This window comes from Leptotrichia sp. oral taxon 223 (genome assembly GCF_013394795.1).
GTDB lineage: Bacteria > Fusobacteriota > Fusobacteriia > Fusobacteriales > Leptotrichiaceae > Leptotrichia.
In genome coordinates, this window is record NZ_JABXYU010000004.1 from 380,534 (window position 1) to 401,770 (window position 21,237).

General features: G+C 28.8%; 23 protein-coding genes and 1 riboswitch. Of the genes, 10 read left to right on the top strand and 13 right to left on the bottom strand.

Annotated elements, in window-relative coordinates; all coding sequences use genetic code 11:
* The first annotated feature begins 39 nt into the window (after positions 1–39).
* Complete coding sequence (gene fabV, locus HW275_RS12090; RefSeq protein ID WP_178936792.1) at positions 40–1,233, top strand: enoyl-ACP reductase FabV; 1,194 nt, start codon at positions 40–42, stop codon at positions 1,231–1,233.
* A 118-nt stretch (positions 1,234–1,351) separates the two neighbouring features.
* Here the strand turns inward: fabV and HW275_RS12095 are convergent, their stop codons facing one another.
* The gene (locus HW275_RS12095; RefSeq protein ID WP_178936793.1) at positions 1,352–1,786 is read right to left on the bottom strand and encodes a hypothetical protein; all 435 of its coding nucleotides are present in this window, start codon (positions 1,784–1,786) and stop codon (positions 1,352–1,354) included.
* Positions 1,787–1,816: 30 nt separating this feature from the next.
* On the bottom strand, positions 1,817–2,437 hold the full coding sequence (locus tag HW275_RS12100) for an EndoU domain-containing protein (RefSeq protein WP_178936794.1): 621 nt from the start codon (positions 2,435–2,437) through the stop codon (positions 1,817–1,819).
* A gap of 272 nt (positions 2,438–2,709) precedes the next feature.
* On the opposite strand from HW275_RS12100, the gene HW275_RS12105 reads away from it, so the two are divergent.
* The gene (locus tag HW275_RS12105; protein WP_178936795.1) at positions 2,710–3,285 is read left to right on the top strand and encodes a histidine phosphatase family protein; all 576 of its coding nucleotides are present in this window, start codon (positions 2,710–2,712) and stop codon (positions 3,283–3,285) included.
* Between the two features lie 102 nt (positions 3,286–3,387).
* On the opposite strand, the gene HW275_RS12110 is transcribed toward HW275_RS12105, so the two are convergent.
* The 5 genes from HW275_RS12110 to HW275_RS12130 form a co-directional block, all read right to left on the bottom strand.
* On the bottom strand, positions 3,388–4,146 hold the full coding sequence (locus tag HW275_RS12110; RefSeq protein WP_178936796.1) for an ABC transporter ATP-binding protein: 759 nt from the start codon (positions 4,144–4,146) through the stop codon (positions 3,388–3,390).
* Positions 4,147–4,173: 27 nt separating this feature from the next.
* Positions 4,174–5,148 carry an ABC transporter substrate-binding protein gene (locus tag HW275_RS12115; RefSeq protein ID WP_178936797.1) on the bottom strand — a complete coding sequence of 325 codons (975 nt, stop codon included), beginning with the start codon at positions 5,146–5,148 and terminating at the stop codon, positions 4,174–4,176.
* A gap of 48 nt (positions 5,149–5,196) precedes the next feature.
* On the bottom strand, positions 5,197–5,952 hold the full coding sequence (locus HW275_RS12120; RefSeq protein ID WP_178936798.1) for an ABC transporter permease: 756 nt from the start codon (positions 5,950–5,952) through the stop codon (positions 5,197–5,199).
* On the bottom strand, positions 5,924–6,235 hold the full coding sequence (locus HW275_RS12125) for a thiamine-binding protein (RefSeq protein WP_178936799.1): 312 nt from the start codon (positions 6,233–6,235) through the stop codon (positions 5,924–5,926). The genes HW275_RS12120 and HW275_RS12125 overlap by 29 nt, the downstream gene beginning before the upstream one ends.
* 269 nt (positions 6,236–6,504) lie before the next feature.
* Positions 6,505–6,595: riboswitch (TPP riboswitch) on the bottom strand.
* Between the two features lie 23 nt (positions 6,596–6,618).
* Positions 6,619–7,254, bottom strand: coding sequence for an EexN family lipoprotein (locus HW275_RS12130; protein ID WP_178936800.1), 636 nt, complete (start codon positions 7,252–7,254; stop codon positions 6,619–6,621).
* Between the two features lie 483 nt (positions 7,255–7,737).
* Between HW275_RS12130 and HW275_RS12135 the strand changes: the two genes are divergently transcribed.
* Positions 7,738–8,499 carry a hypothetical protein gene (locus HW275_RS12135; protein WP_178936801.1) on the top strand — a complete coding sequence of 254 codons (762 nt, stop codon included), beginning with the start codon at positions 7,738–7,740 and terminating at the stop codon, positions 8,497–8,499.
* A gap of 263 nt (positions 8,500–8,762) precedes the next feature.
* Here HW275_RS12135 and rpsI read toward each other — a convergent pair whose 3' ends face one another.
* The 3 genes from rpsI to HW275_RS12150 all read right to left on the bottom strand — a co-directional run bounded on the left by rpsI (position 8,763) and on the right by HW275_RS12150 (position 10,673).
* Positions 8,763–9,161, bottom strand: a complete 399-nt coding sequence (gene rpsI, locus HW275_RS12140) for a 30S ribosomal protein S9 (protein WP_146998829.1) — start codon at positions 9,159–9,161, stop codon at positions 8,763–8,765.
* Positions 9,162–9,174: 13 nt separating this feature from the next.
* Positions 9,175–9,609 (bottom strand): 50S ribosomal protein L13, encoded by a 435-nt coding sequence (gene rplM, locus HW275_RS12145; RefSeq protein WP_015769248.1) that lies wholly within the window; start codon positions 9,607–9,609, stop codon positions 9,175–9,177.
* A 302-nt stretch (positions 9,610–9,911) separates the two neighbouring features.
* Positions 9,912–10,673: a nucleotidyltransferase domain-containing protein gene (locus tag HW275_RS12150; protein ID WP_178936802.1), complete on the bottom strand. Its 762-nt coding sequence runs from the start codon at positions 10,671–10,673 to the stop codon at positions 9,912–9,914.
* Positions 10,674–10,849: 176 nt separating this feature from the next.
* Here HW275_RS12150 and HW275_RS12155 point away from each other — a divergent pair, with 176 nt between their 5' ends.
* The 7 genes from HW275_RS12155 to HW275_RS12185 are packed head-to-tail and all read left to right on the top strand — an operon-like array spanning position 10,850 to position 16,911.
* Complete coding sequence (locus HW275_RS12155; protein WP_178936803.1) at positions 10,850–12,907, top strand: PTS sugar transporter subunit IIA; 2,058 nt, start codon at positions 10,850–10,852, stop codon at positions 12,905–12,907.
* Positions 12,901–13,332 carry a PTS sugar transporter subunit IIA gene (locus HW275_RS12160; RefSeq protein ID WP_178936804.1) on the top strand — a complete coding sequence of 144 codons (432 nt, stop codon included), beginning with the start codon at positions 12,901–12,903 and terminating at the stop codon, positions 13,330–13,332. The genes HW275_RS12155 and HW275_RS12160 overlap by 7 nt, the downstream gene beginning before the upstream one ends.
* A 34-nt stretch (positions 13,333–13,366) precedes the next feature.
* On the top strand, positions 13,367–13,672 hold the full coding sequence (locus tag HW275_RS12165; RefSeq protein ID WP_178936805.1) for a PTS sugar transporter subunit IIB: 306 nt from the start codon (positions 13,367–13,369) through the stop codon (positions 13,670–13,672).
* A 19-nt stretch (positions 13,673–13,691) separates the two neighbouring features.
* Positions 13,692–14,981: a PTS sugar transporter subunit IIC gene (locus HW275_RS12170; RefSeq protein WP_178936806.1), complete on the top strand. Its 1,290-nt coding sequence runs from the start codon at positions 13,692–13,694 to the stop codon at positions 14,979–14,981.
* A 17-nt stretch (positions 14,982–14,998) separates the two neighbouring features.
* A complete protein-coding gene (locus HW275_RS12175) occupies positions 14,999–15,367 on the top strand; it encodes a hypothetical protein (protein WP_178936807.1) in 369 nt (122 codons plus the stop codon).
* Positions 15,368–15,420: 53 nt separating this feature from the next.
* Positions 15,421–16,281: a class II fructose-bisphosphate aldolase gene (locus HW275_RS12180; RefSeq protein WP_178936837.1), complete on the top strand. Its 861-nt coding sequence runs from the start codon at positions 15,421–15,423 to the stop codon at positions 16,279–16,281.
* Between the two features lie 9 nt (positions 16,282–16,290).
* Complete coding sequence (locus HW275_RS12185; protein WP_178936808.1) at positions 16,291–16,911, top strand: AAA family ATPase; 621 nt, start codon at positions 16,291–16,293, stop codon at positions 16,909–16,911.
* A gap of 483 nt (positions 16,912–17,394) precedes the next feature.
* Here the strand turns inward: HW275_RS12185 and rlmD are convergent, their stop codons facing one another.
* From rlmD to HW275_RS12200, 3 genes are all read right to left on the bottom strand, one after another.
* A complete protein-coding gene (gene rlmD, locus HW275_RS12190; RefSeq protein WP_178936809.1) occupies positions 17,395–18,825 on the bottom strand; it encodes a 23S rRNA (uracil(1939)-C(5))-methyltransferase RlmD in 1,431 nt (476 codons plus the stop codon).
* Positions 18,826–18,855: 30 nt separating this feature from the next.
* Entirely contained in the window at positions 18,856–20,004 is a 1,149-nt protein-coding gene (locus HW275_RS12195) for a pyridoxal phosphate-dependent aminotransferase (RefSeq protein WP_178936810.1), read from the bottom strand.
* A 70-nt stretch (positions 20,005–20,074) separates the two neighbouring features.
* Positions 20,075–21,010, bottom strand: coding sequence for a M48 family metallopeptidase (locus tag HW275_RS12200; RefSeq protein WP_178936811.1), 936 nt, complete (start codon positions 21,008–21,010; stop codon positions 20,075–20,077).
* Between the last annotated feature and the right edge of the window lie 227 nt (positions 21,011–21,237).

The following is a 21,237-nucleotide window of genomic DNA, read 5'->3' on the forward strand; positions in this document are numbered from 1 at the left end:
ATAATTATAATAAATAATTTTTTAGGAGGAAAAGAAAAAATGGTTATAAAACCTAGATTAAAAGGTGGTTTAGCACTTACAAACCATCCAATCGGAGCAAAAGAATTTGTAAAAAGGCAAATTGACTATGTGAAATCGCAAGACAAATATGAAGGGCCAAAAAAGGTGTTAATTATCGGTTCTTCATCTGGATATGGACTTGCAACAAGAATTTCATTAGCATTCGGAGCTGGAGCTGAAACTATTGGAGTTGCCTTTGAAAAAGGCATCGAAGGAAAAAGAACAGGTTCTGCCGGTTGGTGGAATTCAATTGCCTTTAAAGAAGCCGCTAAAAAGGAAGGAATATTTGCTAAAAACTTCATTGGGGATGCTTTCTCAATGGAAATGAAAGATGAGGTAATAAAATTCATCAAAGAAGAATTTGGCGGAAAAATCGATTTGTTAATTTATAGCCTGGCAAGTGCAGTTAGAACCGATCCCATTGACGGCGTAACTTACCGTTCAGCATTAAAATCTACAACAAAGGACATTACAGGTCCTACTATTAACTTTGAAAAAGAAATCATGGAAGAAACTACAATGGGAGTCGCAACTCCAGAAGAAATTAAAAGCACTATAAAAGTTATGGGAGGCGAAGACTGGAAATTATGGATTGAAGCGCTTGATAAAGGTGGCGTTCTTTCTGAAGGCTTTAAAACAGTAGCTTACTCATATTTAGGACCAAAAGTGACTTATGGAATTTATAAGGAAGGTACAATTGGAGCTGCAAAAAGAGATTTGGAACATACTTCTGATGTCCTAAATGACTTTTTAAAACAAAGATATAACGGAGAAGCGTATGTTTCGCTAAGCAAGGCATTAATGACAAAAGCAAGTGCAGTTATCCCTATTTTCCCATTATACGCAGCATTGCTTTATAAAGTAATGAAGGAAAAAGGCATTCACGAAGGTACAATTCAACAAAAACATAGATTATTAACTAAAATGGTTTATGGAAACGAGCCTGTAATTGACGAGGAAAGAAGACTACGTCCAGACAACTGGGAAATGCGTGAAGATGTTCAAGCCGAAGTAGAAGCTCTTTGGGACAAAGTTACTCCTGAAAACTTTAAGGAAATAAGCGATTATGCTGGAGCAAGAGAAGAATTCATGCAATTAAATGGATTTGATTTTGACAATGTGGATTATGATGCTGACGTTGACTTAGATGAATTGGCTAAATTAAAACCTTAATTTTAAAAATTTACAAAAATAATTAATAAAAAATTAGACTATCTTAATTTAGAATCAAAAGTATTCTTTCAGATAGTCTTTTTTATTTTTATAACAAAAAGGCTAGGAAAATTTCTCTTCAAACCTCCATCACAACTTCACTTCTCAAATCAACTTCCATTTCCAAAAACTTTTCCCATCCTTCAAGCACCTTTTTATATTCCTCAAATTTACAGCTCCATAACGGATATTCCTCACAAATCCCAAAAATTGTATGCTCAAATTCCACTTTTTCCTTATTAATTTTATGCTGAAAAGCCTGTCCATCCCAAACAGTTTCCTGCACTTTCCCAGTTTCAACTTTTTCTAGCTGTGGTAAAAAAATATTAATTATTTCCAGATCTGGAAAATCTTCCATTATTCCAGTTATTAAATATTTTGTATACTCTTCTTTCTTTTTTTCTAAATGTTCACTTTTTTTATTTTTTGTTATTTCTTTTTCAGAAAATCTGATTTCTGGAAATGCAGTCAATCCAAAATCTTCATCTTCGTAATAGCTAAATTTTATAATCATAGTTGATCTCCTTTCTAAAAATTTCAGTTTCTAACGATTTTCATAAACTGGATAGGCTGTTATTCTTGGGCTTTTGTAACCACGGATTAAAACTCCGCTTTTGCTGATTCCTTGCCACATATTGTTATCTCTGCCTTTCACGTCTTTCCTATTTTCCCAAGCTGAGTTTATCTCGTCAATAATTCTGGCTTCATCCCAGTTTTCTGGAAACATCGTATTTACTCCACCATTAGAAGTTTTTGCCTGCCAAGTTCCATCTTTTTTCTTCACTTCAATACTTGCTCTATACACTCCATTTTTAGCTGAATTTCCAATTTTTTTCACAATTCTTACATCTCCACGCAAAAGTGAATGTCCACCGGTAACTTTCCCTTGTGAATTTTCATCTCCACCAATTACATGATCATAATCAATTTGATATTTTCTATTTCCTTGATTTGAAGTATTTCGAGTACGTTTTCCATTTTTATTTTCTATATTTTTCTGTTTAATAGCATTCTTTTTGCTATTTCTCTTATTTTGCGTAACAAATTCCTTTGAAGAATTTTCCTTTGCATTTATATTATTATTTCTGCTTAAATACAGTTTTCCTAATCCAAATAGGATGATAACAAATAATAGTAATATTTTTGCGATTTTATTTTTATTCATTTTCTAAATTTCCTCCTTTTTATACATATTTTAGTACCAATTTCCCTTTAGAATTAAACTCAAAAGTTACAACTATTTTACTTTAACTTTAGACATATCTAACTTAGTTTTAAATGGATTTGAGCATATTATACCAAACTTATATCCTAAAATCAACATTATTAAATTTTTAGAAACTCTAATACTTACAAAAAAATGTGGTATAATAATACTAAAAATAAACAGTAGCTAAAATAAAATATTTACAAAAAATAGAAAGGAATGAGTTAATTATGAAAAAAACTTTATATTTAATGCGACATGGACAGACTTTATTTAATTTGCGGAAAAAAATTCAAGGAAGCTGTGATTCTCCATTAACTGATGAGGGAATTAAACAAGCTAAAGTAGCTGGAAAATATTTTAAAGATAACGGAATTACTTTTGATGCGGCTTACTCCTCTACTCAGGAAAGAGCTAGCGACACGCTTGAAATTGTAACTGGAAACGAAGTAAAATCTGAAAAACTGAAAGGGCTAAAAGAATGGAATTTTGGATTGTTTGAAAGTGAAAGTGAAGATTTGTTTCCAAATGAATATAAGAATTTTTTCCGAAAATTTGGAGGAGAAAACTGGGAAGATGTGGCAAAAAGAGTGAATGAAACTTTAACTCAAATTATGGAAAAAGATAATTGTGATTCTGTTCTGGCTGTAAGTCACGGAATGGTATGCCGTGTATTTTTTGAAAAATGGAGCAACAATCCGCCACTTAAAAGCGTTCCAAACTGTGCTATTTTCAAATATGAGTATGAAGATGGTAAATTTACATTCATTGAACTTATTAAACACGATTTTTCAAAAGAAATATAACTAAAAAATGCCTTAAATAAACTTTTACTCTACATAATTTTGTAAAAATCTTATTTCAAGGCTTTTTTATTTCCAACTTTTTAAATCTCTTTTCCATCTTACTTACAAATATTTCAAGATTTCCCTCTTATATTCAATAAATTCTTCTGACATCGTAATCTCTTCATTATTGTATTCTTTATTGTCAATCTTTTTCAAGTCAATTTTTATTTCAGCGACAATTTTACCTGGACTGCCTGCCAAAATATAAATTCTGTCAGAAAGCAGTATCGCCTCATCAATATCATGGGTGATAAACAAAGTTGACATCTTAATTTTGTTCATTATGTTCAGATACCAGCTATGAATTTTATGCTTTGTAATTGCGTCCAATGCACTGAAAGGCTCGTCAAGAAGAGCAACTTCACTGGAAAATAAATATGTTCTAAGCAATGCCGCCCTTTGTTTCATTCCACCTGATAGTTTACTTGGATACAAATTTTCTGTACCTTCCAATCCAAAATCTTTAAAATACGGCTTTGCAATTTCCCGTGCCTTATTTTTATTTTCACCTCTTATTACAAGCGGAAGTGCTACATTGTCAATAATTTTTTTATGAGGTAAAAGCAAGTCCTTTTGCAACATGTAGCTTATTTTTCCAGATTTTCCAGTTATATCTTCTCCATTCATTTTCACATTTCCACAATCAGGTTTTAAAAGTCCTGCAATAATGTTAAACAACGTTGTTTTCCCAGCACCACTCACTCCTAGAATACAAACCAGCTCATTTTCATACAAATCAATCGAAACATTTTCCAAAACTTTTTTATTTTCAAAAGAAATGGAAATATCTTTTATTTCAAGCTTTTTGTTTTTCTTCACTTAATATTTCTCCTTTTAATAAATTTTCTATTTCAGATACTCGTTACTATATCCAAAATTCTTTGGTATTTCACGCTCTACAGCTTTATTTTTGTAAAGCCATTCATAAAATCTGTTCCAACGTCTTGCATCAATTATTCCCCATTCCTTTGCATCAGACTGATATTCTTTAGAAATCCAATTTTGGCTAGCTGTTACAAGATTTATATCAAGTTCTGGAGAATTTTTTACCAAAATTTTTGCTGATTCCTCTGGATTTTTCATTGCGTATTCATACCCTTTTTTTATTGCCTTCAAAACTTTTTTTGCAATTTCAGGATTTTTTTTCAGAAAGTCATTATTTGCGATAATTACAGGGCTGTAATAGTCAAGTTCTTCTCCATAGTCACGAATTTTTAGAAAATTTGTCTGAAGCCCTGCCCTTTCTGTAGCAATTCCATCCCACGCATAATAAACCCAGACAGCATCAACATCAGTCTTTAAGCCAGTTACAACATCTGTTATAGTATAAGGAATTAATTTTACTTTAGAAAAATCACCTTTATCATCTGTTACTAATTTTTTCAAAATAGCCTGCTCAATATTGTCTTCCCAAGTGGCATATTTTTTACCTTCCAGTTTTTTTGGCGAATCAATGCCTTTTTCCTTTAACGAAATAATTCCAGATGTGTTATGCTGAAGAATTGCTGCAACAGCCGTCACTGGTACAGGATTCTTCTTTGCAAATGATTTTGCCAATGTATCCTGAAAACTTATTCCAAATTCTGCTCCTCCGGCTCCAATAAGTGCCGTTGTACTCCCTTCAGGCGGCTGCACAATTTCCACATCCAGTCCTTCCTCCTTGAAATACCCTAGGTCTTTTGCCACATAAAGTCCTGTATGATTAGTGTTTGGTACCCAGTCCAGTACGATTTTTATTTTCTGATTATTTTTAGATTTTCCACACGAAACAGCCAAAACCAAGATTAAACATAAAATTAAAATTTTTGAAATTTTTTTCATTTTTTATACCTCTCTTCACTTTTATTTTGAATTTTTTTATTTAAAAATTTACTTTTCCCAAACCATGCACCATTTCTGTATTTTTTTTACAAGATACATAAGCAGCAGGCTTATTGCAGAAATAAGAAAAATTACCGCAAACATCTTATCAAATGAATACGATTTTCTCACTCTTGTCATATAAACTCCAAGTCCGCTAAATCCACCAAGCCATTCAGCCACAACCGCTCCAATAATAGAATATGAAACTGAAATTCTAAGCCCTGCAAAAAAATATCCTAATGAGCCTGGCAATTTAACATGAATAAAGTTCTGAAATGGCGTTGCTCCCATCGTTTTTAACAAATTTAACATATCCTTATCAGCTGAACGAAATCCATCCAGAAGCCCAATAGTTATCGGAAAAAACGAAGTCATCACAATAAGCGTAATCTTGGGCAATATTCCATATCCCAGCCAAAGTACCAAAAGAGGCGCAATAGCAACCGTCGGAATTGTCTGCGTAATCACCAAAACAGGATAAATCATTTTATACGCATATTCAAACCTATCCATAACAACTGCCACGGAAAATCCAAGAATTATTCCCAGCCCAAGCCCCAAAAATGCTTCAAGCAGAGTAATTTTTGTATGCTCCATAAGCAGTGGAAAATCATAAATAAACGCTTTTACAACTTCAAATGGCGACGGCAGCATAAATTTTGGAATAATATTTACCATTGACAAAATTTGCCAAATCATCAGCAATATAGCAATAATAATACTTGGTGCAATTTTATCTGTTATATTTTGAAATTTTTTCATCAATCTTTAAAATATCTCCTTTCGGTTTATAATTTATTTTTACATACGACATTACACCCTCAGCCCCCGCCTTCACAGCCACAACTTGACATTCCTTAACAATTTCCATAAGCTCGTCAAAATCCCCTTCTATCGTCGTTTCAAATGGAGCAACATTCATTTTTAACCCTTTGCTTTTAATAAATTCAATAACTTCATCAACAACTCTTACAATTTCCTCATTTCCCACAACATTTGGCAATAACTGAATTGCAATACTCGCATTAATTTCTTTTTTTCCCATAATTTATCATTCCTTTCTTTAATTTTATTTTTTTATAATAAATTTTTTCAACATTTTAAATTTCATAACTTTAAAAAATTTTACTTTTAGGATATTTTCTAATTAAATTTTTTTATAAATTTTCAAGTATTCTAAATTTCAAAAATTTTTTCAAATAAAAAATCCCCTTATCACAAGGAGATTCTATATTTCTATAAATTTTTTTATAATTTAAAAAAATAAACAAAAATAACTTTAAAATTATTTTACCATTATTTCAAATTATTTTTTATTTTATATAAAATACTCCCTCCGACAGTATTACCTGTATCAGGTTATATGGGTTTAATTCTCAGCAAAATCGCTCCCCAGTATTTTTTCTATTAAATTGTCTAAAATTTTGCCTAATCTGCTTTTACTTCTGCTAAATCAGGATACACACCTTTGATGAAAAATATAAAATCTTTATCAAAATTAATAATGTACCATTTATTTTCATCTTCAAATGCCATTGATTTACCTTTTGTTTCCACTGATTTTCCATTAACTTCCATTACAATCGTTGTAGGAATAATAGCATAATTTCTTCCTGTTTCAGTTCTTCCGGCTTTTGCATTTTCAATATCATAGTTATTTTTTGTAACTTTCATTCCTTTTGTTAAATTGTCAAATACTTTCTTTGTCATTTCCTTTAATTGCTCCACTGTCATTGAAGATTTGTCAGCTTGGTACTTCAAATATTTTTCTGGAACTTCACTCATTCCTGCCATAAAATCTCCAGCTTCCATCGCTTTTGAAACCTTATCAAGTCTTGCCTTAATTTCAGGTTTTACCTTATTCCAAGCCTCTAATGCCAACTCATTCTGTGCCTGCTCAACATTTTTACAAATCTTTTCATCATGTTTTTCCTTACATTTCAAAATTGTTTCCTTCAACAGCTTGTCATTTTTTTTAAGATTATCAACGCTGTATTTATTTCCGCATGCTGTAAAAATTACTGCAGAAATCATGACAACCACCAAAAATTTCATCTTTTTCATTATTTCCTCCAATTTGATTTATTTAATCAATTATACCTTATTTTTTAAAATTTTCAAAACTTTATTTCAACAATGGTAAATAATTATTTTCTTAATTTTTATAAAAATAATTAATTTTAATATTTGAAAGATAAATTTAAAAGTTCTCATTTTTCTTTAATATCTATATGATATGATTAACTTGTAAAGGAAGATAAGGAATAAAATTATGATATCGACAAATCAATACTTTTAGTTTACAAAGAACAGGTAATTAAATTACCTGTTTTTTCAAAACATATTTCTTTTTCTTAATTTCCCGCATAAATAATATAAAAATATTGTATTTCAAAATCAAAAATTTTTAATTATTATTTTCTAAAAATTGATTTTTTAGTCAAGAAAAATCTAGATTTTTATAAAATATAAGGTATAATTTATAATAAAAATTAAATTAAAAGTTGAAAATTTATAGAAATAAATGAAGAAAGGAGGTAGTTTAATATGAAAAAAATATTGCTTATAATAATGCTTATGATTACATGTGTTTCATTTGGAAAAAATAATTATGGAGATAATATTACTACAGAAGCTAGGGGAATGCTGCGTTTTGTATGGAATAGACATGGAAAGTTCGACAAATATACAGTTTTTCCTATTCCTGAAGAAGGTGACAGCGGAACGGGAGGTTTTAATATATTTTTGGAATTTACTCCTGAAGATAAAGGAAAATTTATGAATCATGTTCTTATTGTATGGCCTGGAGATATATATGGAGAAGTTAATGGAAAAGGAATGTATAACAGAATACTTAATATAGGAAAGGAAATATCTCCTGATATTGAAAGTAAAATGAAAAAGAATGACTGGGGATATGTTGCTCAACCTGTAAAACTCACTTTGAAACCTGTAAAATTATATGGAAACTGCTGTGGTATATCTTTTTACTATGCAGAAATAGTAAAACATGAAAAAGTTTCATCTACAACAGTTAAAATACCAGGAATAACAAGTGAATATGAAAATAGCAGCAGAATAGATTTTGATGATTATAATCCATATATAATATATTCAAAAGAAGGTTATACGAATATAAGAAAAGGTCCTTCTAAACAATATGATGTAATAGAAAAAGTTCCAAATGATTATTATGCAGCAATAACACAGGATTTTGGAGATTGGAAATATATCGTATATTTTGAAGGAGGATCAGATAAAGTTGGATACGGTTTTATACACAAAAGTCAACTGAAATTACCACAATAGTTTGTTAAAATAAAAATAATAGAAAAAATGATTATTGTCAAGTAAACTCAAACTCCTTTAATATTAAACTGTTAAATTAAATACTAATGGGGTTTGAGTAAACTTTTAAATTTAGTTTTATTATATATTTTGTATATTGCCTGTATATTGTGTGTATATTGTAGGCATACATTTCTATACTTTTCCATACTTTTTCCAAAATAAAAACCCCTGAAAACCAGTGTTTCCAAGGGCATATAAAATATCTTTTATTATATTTTTTCCTATCTTTTTGAAAATTGTGGGCTTCTTCTTGCTTTCTTTTTCCCGTATTTTTTTCTTTCAACCATTCTTGAATCTCTTGTTAAGAATCCTGCTTCTTTTAAAGCTCCTCTTAATTCAGCGTCAGCTACTAATAAAGCTCTTGAAACACCGTGTCTGATTGCTCCTGCTTGCCCTGTGTTTCCTCCACCGATTACATTAACTTTTACTCCGTATTTGTTTAAAGTATCTGTCAATTCTAATGGTTGTTCTACTATTTTAGCCAAGATTTCTCTTCCACCAAAATATTCTCTCATATCTTTTCCATTTATTGTTACTCCAGTTTCACCTGGTACTAATCTTACTCTTGCTACTGAAGTTTTTCTTCTTCCAGTTCCTAAATATTGAATTTTTTCTGCCACGAAAATTTACCTCCTATAACTCTATTCTTTCTGGTTTTTGCGCTGTATGCGTATGTTCTGTTCCTGTGAATAATCTCAATCTGTTAATCATTTGGCTTCCTAATTTGTTCTTAGGCAACATTCTTTCTACAGCTTTTCTGATTACTTCAGTAGGTTGTTTTTGTAACATTTCTTCTAAATTTCTTACTTTCAATCCACCTGGATATCCACTATGTCTGTAATATTTCTTGTCTAATAATTTATTCCCCGTTACAGCAATTTTATCAGCGTTTAATACGATAACAAAATCTCCTCCGTCAACGTGCGGTGTGTAGCTTGGCTTATGTTTACCCATTAATCTAACTGCGATTTCAGTAGCTAGTTTTCCAAGCACTTTTCCTTCTGCGTCTATCTCATACCAGTTTCTTACAACTTCTTCTTTTTTTTGCATTACAGTGTATTTACTCACTTTGTTTCCTCCTGTTTTTATTCTCTATTTTATAGAATAACGGTCCTTTGTGGGAAAGGCTCATATTAGTTAATTATATATTATTTCCTTTTACTTGTCAAGTGAATTTCCTTGATATTTTCATCTATCCTTAAAATTTTTCTATTTTTATAAATATTTCTTACAATTTATACTAAATCCCGTTTAAAAATAAGAATTATATCTTAAATTATTTGAAAACATTAGGTTTATATCCTTTATTAGAAAAGTTTGTAATAAATTCGTTATTTAAATAGGGTTTAGTATTAATCTATATTTTTCTATTATTTCAAAATTTTATAGAAATACTCATTTAATTCCTCCCAAGTATGTTTTTTATCATTTATTTTACTAATCGCTTCTTCTACTATTTCAAAGTTCTTTTCAATATATTCATTAAGAATTTCCACTTTTTCTGAATAATCCATTTCTGGCATTTTTATCTTCTTTCCTAATAATTTTTCTATTTCTACTTCTACTTTTATATTTTCCTCATTTTTTAATTCCTCGTCTAAAAGTTTTGAAAATTCCATTGGCGGACAAATATTTTTGTCAATTATCCATTTTGCAGCAAATAAAGAACGTAAGGCATAAAAATATTTTTTTGTTCTTACTTTATCTCCTATTAAATGTTCACGATAGGTTGTTTTTGCCATATTCAAGTAATGGTACAAACTTTTTTTAGGAGAAAAATATTGCGGTAATAAATTTTTTAATTCTTCAAATTCTTCTGTTTTTTTATACACAATTGGAGAATTACACCATTCAAATAAAGTTGGATTTGTTTTATACAATAATTTTAATGTTTTTCTTATATCCCAGCCGCTAATGTCCAGTGTTTCATCAAGCTGCCATTCTATTACATCCCGAATTTCATTAAGTTTCAAATATTCCTTAGTTTCCCTTACATAAATAAATCTCACATCATAATCGCTATCTGGCGAAGCAAATCCCCAAGCACGACTTCCAGATTCCACAGCAAGAATAATTTTTATATTTTCCTTTTCTTCAATTTCTTTCAGTTTCTGCTCAATAATTTTATTCATTCAATCTCTCCTCAAAATATTAAGATTAGTTGTTAAATATATTTAAATTATACCACAAAAAATAAAATTCTAAATAAAAAAACAGAGGGTAACATTTTTTCAAATATATTTGAAGTGTAATGTAAATTGATTATTTTAATTTATAGAGGTATCCTTATTATAGAAAGGTGAATATTATGTTAAACTATAGGGAAACTGAAATATTAAATAACCTTATTAAAGGGGAAAAATATAATTTTAAATTAATATCTGAGAAATATGGAGTTTCAGACAGGGCGGCCAGATATTATATTAATAACATCGACAGCATTTTGCGGTTACTTGACTACAAAATTACTAAAAAGGCTAAAAATAGCATTTCTCTTGACACTAATCAGGATTTTAAAAATTTATTTGAGATTTTGGAAAAAATTCATAAATTATCTATGGAAGATAGGATAAGTATTTTAAAACTAATATTATTTTTTGATGAAAAAGGGCTTAATATTACGAAAATATGTGAGGAGCTTGAAATTTCCAGAACGACAATAAAAAAAGATTTGAAATTAATGTCAAAAAAATTTAAAATGCAGAAAATTGAGCTAGTTTATAAAAATGCTAATGGTTATCGCCTTAATGGTAACTTTCGGGACATTCTCATAAAAAAAATTGAACTTTTGGAGAAAATATTTGACTCCCTTAATGATAAAAATTCTTCAAAAGTAGTAAAGGCACAGGTTTATCGTTATTTCTTCAAATATATCAAACAAAAAAATATTGAAAATACAAAAAAATTTATTGTAGAAATTGAAAAAGTGATGTTTTTAAATATAAATGAGGAAAGCTATAATAAAATATTTTCTTATGTGTTAATTTTATTAAATTTCGAGAAAATTTATGAAAACAGCAATGATTTGACTGCAAAGAAATTTTTAATTAATACGGAAGAATACAAAAAAATTGAAAAAATTTTAAAAAACATTTTGAATAAAAATGAAATAAAGACTGAGATATTGATTGAAATAACAGATTTAATAATGGGGATAAATATAAACAGTTTAAAAAATAATTCGTTTGAAGACTGGATAAACGAGGAACTGATTATAAAAAAAATGATTTCCAAAGTGAGCAAAATTGTAAAAACTGACTTGACACGTGATGAAATACTATATAACGGACTTTTATACCATATAAAGCCTGCTATGTATAGAATAAAAAATAATATTCAAATTAAAAATTCGATTTTTCAGGAATTAATTTTAGAAAAAGATCCTATTTTGGATGTAGTAAATAAAGCTATAAAGGAAATTGAAGGACTTTTTGAAGTAAAGTTTCCAGAAGATGAAATTGCTCTTATGGGCTTTCATATAAAGGCTTCTATCGAAAGAAACACTTCTGAAAAAACTAAAAAAGTAATTTTAATTTGTGGACTGGGTTATGGCAGTTCAAAGGTGCTTGAGCAGAGCCTCAAGGAAAATTATGACTTGGATATTGTGGATGTTTTGCCATACTATCTGATTAAAACTTCAATGCCTAATTATAAAAATATTGATTTAATCTTGTCTACTATTGACTTGGAAGAAAACTACGATATTCCTGTTGTAAAAATAAATCCATTGCTTAAAGAGGAAGATTTTATTCTTTTATCAAAATACGGAATACGAAAAAATATAACAAAAATTTCACTAAAACAGCTGATGGAAATAATAAAAAATAATACAACTATAATAGATAAAAGTAAACTTGTGAATGAACTAAAAAACAAATTTGAAAACAAAATTAATGATGATTTATTAGAAGTTGGAATTATTTTAAAAAAAATGCTTAACAAAAACAATTTTCAGTTTATAAATAAAGTTAAAGATTGGAGAGAAGCGATAACTAAGGCAGGAAATATACTTGAAGAAAATGAAATTATACGACATGACTATATAAATGAAATGATAAAAATGATTGAAAAGCACGGCGCTTATATCATTATTGAAGAAGGGATTGCAATTCCGCACGCACCAATTTCAGAAAATGTATTAAAAACGGGGATTTCATTATTAGTTGTAAAAGAAAAAGTTCTATTTCCAAATGGAAAAGGCGCAAATATATTTTTAAGTTTTGCAACTGCCAACAAGACAAAGCATCTAGGCATTTTAAACGACTTATTTGAATTAATTACAAAATATAACTTTATTGAAAAAATCTCAAAAATAACTAAATATGAAGAATTAGAAGAATACTTCAGAAAGGAACTCATATGTTAGAAAAAATACTTGATGGCAACATTCAAATAATAGATTCCGTAATTGACTGGAAAGAAAGTATCAAAATCGCAGGAAAACCTCTGCTACAAAAAAATATAATAACGGAAAATTATATAACAGCTATGATAGAAAGCATTGAAAAACTAGGTTTTTACGTCATTTTAAGGGAAAACCTGGCAATGCCGCATGCAAGGCCCGAAGATGGTACATTGGGAACTGGAGTGAGCCTTTTAAAACTCAATAATCCAGTATATTATGGCGATTCTAAAGTACAGCTGGTATTTGTGCTGGCAACTAAGGATGCTGATAGTCATATGGAAATACTTATGAAGTTAGTTGAATTGTTTCAGGATGACGAAAGTATTGAAAAACTTATAATTTCACAAGATTATAAAGAAATAAGAGAAATTATAAAAAAATATTAAAAATAAAATATATAAAATTGAGGAGGAATGTATTATGGCTAAATTAAAAATTTTATTCGTATGTGGTGCAGGATTAGGTAGTAGTTTTGCATGTCAAATGGCAGCTGAAGATGTATTAAACAAATTAGGGGTTACTGCAAATTTAGATCATAGTGATATATCTTCTGCAAGTTCAAGTAATGCAGATATTATAATTACTGCTAGTAATTTTGAAACACAGTTCAAAAAATTTTCAATAGATTCTGAAAAAACAAAAATAATATATTTAAAAAATATAATATCAAAAGAAGAAATTGAAAATAAATTAACACCCGTATTAAAAGAAAAACAAATTATTTAACAAATAGGAGATGAGTCTTATGGGATTTATTAATTTTATAATAAGTAATATTTTGACACAAGCAGCGATAACAATTTCTCTAATAGCTATGTTAGGTTTGATATTGCAGAAAAAAAGTGTAGGACAAATAATTTCAGGAACACTAAAAACATTATTAGGATTTCAAGTGTTAGCAGCAGGTTCAGGGATAATAGTAGGAAGTTTAAATTATTTTGGAAAAATTTTTACAGAAGGTTTTCATATGCAAGGAATAATACCTTCTATTGAAGCAATTAATGGACAAGCTATGAATGAGCTGGGATTAGGTAGAGATATAGCATTAACATTTTTAGCAATATTTATTTTTAATATACTGATTGCACGATTTACAAAATGGAAATATATATTTCTAACAGGACAGGCTATTTTATGGATGGCTACAATGACAACTGTTTTCGGTTATGCAGCTGGACTTAAAGGATTATTCTTAATAATTTTAGGCGGATTAGTAGGAGGAATTTTTGCCGTAGCTATGCCTGCAATAGCACAACCAATTGTAGTTAAAATTACTGGCATGAAAGATATTGCATTAGGACATTTCTGTACAATAGGATATTTATTTGAAGCAGGTGTTGCTTATATATTTGGTGAAAAAGGAGAAAATAAAAAATCTATAGAAGATATTAAACTGCCGACACATTTTGAATTTTTACAAGATACCTATTTATCAGTAATGGTTGTAATGGTTCCTCTTTATATAATAACAGTATTATTTGCAGGAGAAAAATTCGCTTCTGAATTATCTGGCGGGACAAATTATGTTATGTTTGCCTTTTTACAATCGATTCAATTTGTTGTAGGTGTTTATGTTTTATTATCAGGAGTAAGATTATTACTTGGAGAAATTGTTCCAGCATTTAGAGGAATTGCTATGAAATTAGTTCCAGATGCAGTTCCAGCATTAGATTGTCCAGTTTTATTCCCATATAGCCCAAATGCAGTTATTTTAGGATTTATAACAACAACAATAGGTTCAATTATAGCAATGTTTGTTTTACCAACATTTGGACTAGCAATGATATTACCAGGAATGTTGACTAATTTCTTTGCAGGAGGAACAGCAGGAATCTTTGGAAATACAACAGGTGGAAGAAGGGGTGCAATAATAGGTGGAATAGCTCATGGATTTTTCATAACTTTACTTCCTGCACTGCTAGTAACAGTATTCAATAAAATGGGATTTATAAATGCAACCGCAACGGATGTCGATACTGTAACAGCCGCTCTGTTATACGCATGGATAATAGGCCCTATATTGAAAGTATTTTAATAAAAAGGTGAGTTGTTATGTTCAATTTTTTTAAGAAAAAAAATTTAAAAAAAGATTTTAAGAATACAAAAACGGAAAAAGAAAATATTATAATTAATGATAATACAATAAAAAAAGGGTTAGAAAATTTAGAAATTCAATTGAATCAAGGTAATCTTGATGATGAGGATTTATCTAAAATATATCAAGAAAAAGCATTTTTATTAAAAAAAATAAATAAAATAGATGATTCTATAGAAAATTTAGAAAAAAGTTTAAATTATCATAAAAATCTTGGAGAAGGATATAAAACTTTATTAAACCTTTATAATATGAAAAGGGCGGAAGCAGCTAAAAATGGTAATGATGAAATGCTTCAACATTGGTTAAAAAAATTGATGAAATGATGCAACTGTCCAAAGATATTACTAGAGGAAAATATTAATGAATGGAGGAAAAAATGTATATAAATTTAAAAGAAGTAACACAAAAAGCTAAAGAACTTAATTACACAGTAGGAGCCTTTAACACTCATAATTTAGAAATGTTACCTGAAATGATAAGAGCTGCAAAAGAAAAAGGTGCTCCCATTATCATTCAAACAAGTGTAAGTACAGCTAAATACATAGGTTATAAAGTATTAGTTGAAGTATGTAAACTTTTGGCAGAAACAGAACTGGTGGATGTAACACTTCATTTGGATCATGCTAAAAATTTTGACGATATAAAAGAAGCTATTGATAACGGTTATTCTTCTGTGATGTTTGATGGTTCATCTTTACCTTTTAAAGAAAATATTATGAAAACAGCTACTGTAGTTGAATATGCTCATGCACGAGGAGTATCTGTCGAAGGAGAACTTGGAATAATAGGAGGTACTGAAGATGGGCATTCAATAGATTCTGAAAAATATATGTACACAAAACCTGAAGATGCAGTAGAATTTATAAAACAAACAGGCGTAGATGCTCTTGCAGTTGCCATTGGAACTAATCATGGACAATATAAATCTAAAACAAATGTAAGATTAGATTTATTAAAAGAAATAAATAACGTTGTTGATGTCCCATTAGTTATTCATGGTGGAACAGGAGTAAAAGAAGAAGATATTCCTGAATTAATCAATAACGGTATCAGAAAATTTAATGTTGGAACAGAATTACTGGTGGGATGGACAAAAACTGCAAAAGAAAAATTTGGAGAAACTGCTTTAGACAATTCCTTAAGAAATAATATTATGCCCTGTAATGAAACTGTAAAAAATATTGTCAAACATAAAATTGAAATATTTATGAATAAGAATCAACCAATTAGAATATAGGTGGTTATCATGAGTAAAAAAATTCTTATACTCGTTTCAGGATTTCCTGGAACTGGTAAAACCTATTTATCAAATATTCTAATAAATAAAATAAAAAATTTAAATTATATTTCACCCGATGACTTAAAAGAAGAAATATATGACAAATATGGATTTAACAATAATGATGAAAAAGAAAAATTAATTTTACAAATGTGGGAACAATATTTTGAATTAATGGAAATGAATATGAAAAATAAGAAAAATATTATTTCAGATTATCCATTTAGTATAAAGCAGTATTCTAAAATAAAAAAATTATCAGAAAAATACAATTACAATGTTTTAACAGTTAGATTGCTAGCAGATATAAATATTTTATTTGAAAGACAAAGAAAACGTGATATGTCATTAAATAGACATTTGGGACATTTAACAACATCATATCATAAAGGGCAAAAACAGGAACAACGCACAGAAGAAAATGGGCTACTTCTAACTTATGAAGAATTTTCCAAACGTTGTTCTGAAAGAGGATATGATAAATTTGTAATTGGTAAATTATTTGAACATGATGTTACAACATATAATGATACAAAATATGATAAATTCATTGAGAAAATCATAAATTATATTGAAAATCTTAATTAATACTAAACCTCGTTTAAATAACGGATTTATTATAAACTTTTTCAACAAAGGATAAAAACCTAGTATTTCCAAATAATTAAAATATTATTTTTTAGTTTTAATAGGTCGACGGAGCTTTTATTTTCAACTACGACTGTCTAACGACTGGAAGGAGGAGTTTCGGAGTTGGGCAAATAAAAGTCGTAGTTTAGCCATAGGTATTGCGTAACAATCTTGCGCCGTAATTTTAATTATCAGGGTAACCTTTTATTGCAAAATAAGGATTTGCGGCAATGAGCAATCCTGCAAAAAAAAAAAAAAAAACATAATAAAAATAGTAAAAACTGTTATTAAACATTCGCTATTTAAATGGGAAATAGCATAAAATAAAAAATATCGATTTATTAAGTTAATATTTGTTAATAAGTCGATATTTTTTTGAATCATAAATCTAATAAACATTCCACCATAAATCTAAATAAAAATCTCCTTTTTAAATCAAAATTAAATTCCAAATTTCTTGAGCAAACAAACAACCTCCAAATGCTGGGTTATCGGGAACATATCCACCACCGAACACCTAGCCAGCCTATACCCAAATTCCCCAAACTTCATCAAATCTGTCATCAAAGTTTTTGGATTACAAGACACATAAATTATATTTTTAGTATTATATTTTACCAGTTTTGTGATAGTTTTTTCGCCTACTCCAGCTCGTGGAGGATCCAAAATTAAAATATCTGGCTTGATTCCGTCATTGTCAAATTCATCTAATTTTGCAAAGACATCTCCTGCGATAAAATATGCGTTCCGAATGTTGTTTAATTTTGCATTTTCATTGGCTTTTTCTACCGCCTCTGGCACTAACTCGATTCCATAAACCTGCTTTGCCTTTTTTGAAACAATTTGCCCAATTGTACCAGTACCACTAAATAAATCAAAAACTATTGCTTCATCAATTTTAATATTTTCAATTTCTTCAAGATATGTTAAGACTTTTCCGTATAATTTTTCGACTGTCTGGGAATTTGTCTGGAAAAAGCTGTATGGACTGATTTTAAATTTTAATCCAAAAATTTCCTCTGTCAAATCACGTTCTCCATACAAAATCGTTTCACTTTCGGAAATAACCATATCCGAGAAATTATCATTAAATGTGTGTAAAATTCCCGTAATTTTAAAACCATCATCCAAATTTAAGGCTAACAATCCTTCCTTAAATTTCTTTTGAAATTTTTCCTTTTCTATCTCGCTAATTTGCGTCGTTGTTACAATATTTACCAAAATCTGCTTTGTAAATTCCGCTTTTCTAATCACAAGATTTCTAAAAAAACCTATACGATCTAGCCTGTGATAAAAATCAAAACCTGTCTTTTTACAAAATTCATTACAAAAAACATAAATTTTATTAAAATTATCATCCATTAATTTCAGCCCATCAACTTCTACAATGTCGTGAAAGCTGTTCTGCTTATGAAGCCCTAAAATTATAGGCCCTCCTTTTGTAGCATTTCCAAAGCTAAATTCCATCTTGTTTCTATATTTATCAGGCTTTACACTTCTAACAGGCTCTTCAAAAATATAATCATACTTAATAATTCTGTCTAATTCTTTTTTTATATGTCCTGCTTTCATTTCAAGTTGCTCATCATACGTGTAATACTGGTAGTTACAGCCTCCATTTTGCCTTTCAATGTCATCATAAATCGCATTTTGTCTCCCAGCAAAGTCAATAATTTTGCAATGTATCAGTTCATACTTTCTCCGTCTTTTTACAAAAATTCCCTCAACAACTTGATTTTCTGCCGCATTAATATTCACATAAATTTTATTTTCATCAAAAAATCCGTAAGCTCTACCTTTTGTATCAAGATTCACAATTTTTAGCTGTATCAAATCCCCTTTTTTCAAACTTTTCTTTTCTGTTTTTTCCATTAATTTCTCCAATTTTCTAAATTATCATTTCTACTTCTCTTTTATATATTTTCCCAATCTCGCAATCGCTTCTTCCAATACTTGAATATCATGCACAATCGAAAATCTTACATACCCCTCCACTTGAAATGTAATTCCAGGAACAATCGCAAGTTCCGTTTTTTCCAGTAAATCAAGAACAAAATCAAACGATTTCACATTTTTAAACTTCTCAATATTCTTATAAGTTGCAAAAACATAAAACGCCCCTTTAGGTTTCAGACATTCAAAACCTAATTTTTCCAATCCATTTACAAAATATTCCACTCTTTTTTTATAAATTTCAGAAATTTTTGTTGTATCAGAACATTTATCAAGGGCTACAATCGCTCCATATTGTGACAATGTTGATGCACTTGTTACATTGTACTGGCTAACTTTCTTCACTTGATTCTGTAATTTTTCATCGGCAATAATATACCCAAGTCTGTAGCCTGTCATTGAATGTGATTTTGAAAATCCATTAATTATAATAAGCTGCTCCTTCAATTCATTAGAAAATTTCGCAAAGGAAGTAAATTTTTCAAAAGTAATCGCTGCATAAATTTCATCACTTATCAAATAAATATTTTTTTCTTTCAAAAATTTCACAATTTTAACCATTTCTTCTTCTGCAAGCGTAATTCCAGATGGATTATTCGGATATGTCAAAATTATCAATTTAGTCTTAGCAGTAATATTCCTTTCCAAAATCTCTTTCGTCAACACAAAACCATTTTCTTCCAAGTCAACAAATTTAGTTTTCGCCTCAGAAATCGTAATTAATGGCTCATATCCCACATATGCAGGTGTTGGAATAATCACTTCGTCATCTTTTGCTAAAATAGTTTTCAAAACCGAAGCAAGCCCTTCTGTAGAACCAACTGTCACCAAAACATTTTGAGCGTTATAGTTTCCAAAAAAATTTTCGTTATAATATTTGGCAATCTTTTCTCTTAATTCAGGCATCCCTCCCACAGGAGAATATTTTATTCTGCTATTTAAAGCATGATAAGCCACAGCTTCCTTCACTTCCTGCGGAACATCAATATCAGGCTCCCCAATCGTCATATTTATCACATTTTTATAGTTTACCAGTCTTTCATGAATTTTCCTAATATCAGAAATCTCAATTCCTTCAATAATTGGATTTATATACATTTTAATACCTTCCTTTTCTTAATTTTTATTATTAAATTTTTAATATTTCTTTCTTTGTAATATAATAAATTTACTGTAAATTAAATTTTTGTATTTTTTTCAAATTTTGCTTATACTCATTAATATTTTTAGATTTTATCACTCTTTCATTATAACTTTCTAAAGCCTCTATTATATATGAAAGTTTTGCATATTTCTTTTGTTTCATACTTGGATAAACAGTTGAAAAATAATCTAACGCTTTTAAAAAATTTTTAGTATTCAAATAATTAGTTATAATGTATAATTCTGCATCCATTATATACTCTTCTCTTAAATCTGAACCTAGATATGTATAAAATTTAGTATTTGATAAATTTTTATATTTTTCTATAGCAATTTCAAAACTTTCTGTTGACTTTAAAAAATTTTTTTCTTTTCGATATTTCATTCCTGCCTGATAATATGTTTCAGGAAAATCTGGAAATAATGAAGTTAGCTTTTTTCTAATTTTCTCAACTTCATTTCTATTTCCGATTTCTTCATAGGAATCTGACAAATTATTATATGCCATCGGATATTCAGGATTAATTTTTATTACTTGTTCGTAATATTTTACAGCTTGTTTTGGATTATTGTTTAAATACTGTTCATAATAACCTAAATAAAAATATGCCAAATAATTATTTTTATCTTCTTTTACAGACTTCAAGAGCAAATCTCTCATTTTTTCTTTATCTCTATAAAAATATTTTATACTTTCCAAAAAAATATTTTTTGATTTTTCATTTATTTTTATTTTACTTATTTCATTAAATTCTTTTTTAGATAACTCAATCACTTCTTTTATTGCATCTTGATTTATTTCATTTTTTGCATCTTTTTCACTTTGAATATTTATCACTTTAACATCATTAACCTTCTGTTTAAAATAATTTCCCACTTCTTTATCTTCAGTAATTACTACAACATCTGAGAATGAATTAAAACTTAAAACTATAGATAAAATTATTAATGCCTTTTTCATCAATATTCCCTTTCCAAATAAAAAAATTATTTTTATGATTTTTTAAATTATAACATATTTTCATTTATGTTTCCATTTTTTACTCTGCTATTTCCAATAAAAAAGGCTACCCTATTTTGCAAGATAACCTTTAATTTTTTATCTGTACACTTTGCTCAATTTTACTTTATATTTCATTTTCAAGCCCTAACTCTTTTACAAAATCATCAAAATCCACAAAATCCCCT

Coding starts and splice junctions, on each gene's coding strand:
- HW275_RS12180 (WP_178936837.1), top strand. CDS start 15,421: ATGTATATAAATTTAAAAGAAGTAACACAAAAAGCTAAAGAACTTAAT.
- HW275_RS12105 (WP_178936795.1), top strand. CDS start 2,710: ATGAAAAAAACTTTATATTTAATGCGACATGGACAGACTTTATTTAAT.
- HW275_RS12135 (WP_178936801.1), top strand. CDS start 7,738: ATGAAAAAAATATTGCTTATAATAATGCTTATGATTACATGTGTTTCA.
- HW275_RS12095 (WP_178936793.1), bottom strand. CDS start 1,786: ATGATTATAAAATTTAGCTATTACGAAGATGAAGATTTTGGATTGACT.
- HW275_RS12185 (WP_178936808.1), top strand. CDS start 16,291: ATGAGTAAAAAAATTCTTATACTCGTTTCAGGATTTCCTGGAACTGGT.
- rlmD (WP_178936809.1), bottom strand. CDS start 18,825: ATGGAAAAAACAGAAAAGAAAAGTTTGAAAAAAGGGGATTTGATACAG.
- HW275_RS12155 (WP_178936803.1), top strand. CDS start 10,850: ATGTTAAACTATAGGGAAACTGAAATATTAAATAACCTTATTAAAGGG.
- fabV (WP_178936792.1), top strand. CDS start 40: ATGGTTATAAAACCTAGATTAAAAGGTGGTTTAGCACTTACAAACCAT.
- HW275_RS12160 (WP_178936804.1), top strand. CDS start 12,901: ATGTTAGAAAAAATACTTGATGGCAACATTCAAATAATAGATTCCGTA.
- HW275_RS12125 (WP_178936799.1), bottom strand. CDS start 6,235: ATGGGAAAAAAAGAAATTAATGCGAGTATTGCAATTCAGTTATTGCCA.
- HW275_RS12130 (WP_178936800.1), bottom strand. CDS start 7,254: ATGAAAAAGATGAAATTTTTGGTGGTTGTCATGATTTCTGCAGTAATT.
- HW275_RS12120 (WP_178936798.1), bottom strand. CDS start 5,952: ATGAAAAAATTTCAAAATATAACAGATAAAATTGCACCAAGTATTATT.
- HW275_RS12150 (WP_178936802.1), bottom strand. CDS start 10,673: ATGAATAAAATTATTGAGCAGAAACTGAAAGAAATTGAAGAAAAGGAA.
- HW275_RS12100 (WP_178936794.1), bottom strand. CDS start 2,437: ATGAATAAAAATAAAATCGCAAAAATATTACTATTATTTGTTATCATC.
- HW275_RS12170 (WP_178936806.1), top strand. CDS start 13,692: ATGGGATTTATTAATTTTATAATAAGTAATATTTTGACACAAGCAGCG.
- HW275_RS12200 (WP_178936811.1), bottom strand. CDS start 21,010: ATGAAAAAGGCATTAATAATTTTATCTATAGTTTTAAGTTTTAATTCA.
- HW275_RS12195 (WP_178936810.1), bottom strand. CDS start 20,004: ATGTATATAAATCCAATTATTGAAGGAATTGAGATTTCTGATATTAGG.
- HW275_RS12115 (WP_178936797.1), bottom strand. CDS start 5,148: ATGAAAAAAATTTCAAAAATTTTAATTTTATGTTTAATCTTGGTTTTG.
- HW275_RS12165 (WP_178936805.1), top strand. CDS start 13,367: ATGGCTAAATTAAAAATTTTATTCGTATGTGGTGCAGGATTAGGTAGT.
- HW275_RS12175 (WP_178936807.1), top strand. CDS start 14,999: ATGTTCAATTTTTTTAAGAAAAAAAATTTAAAAAAAGATTTTAAGAAT.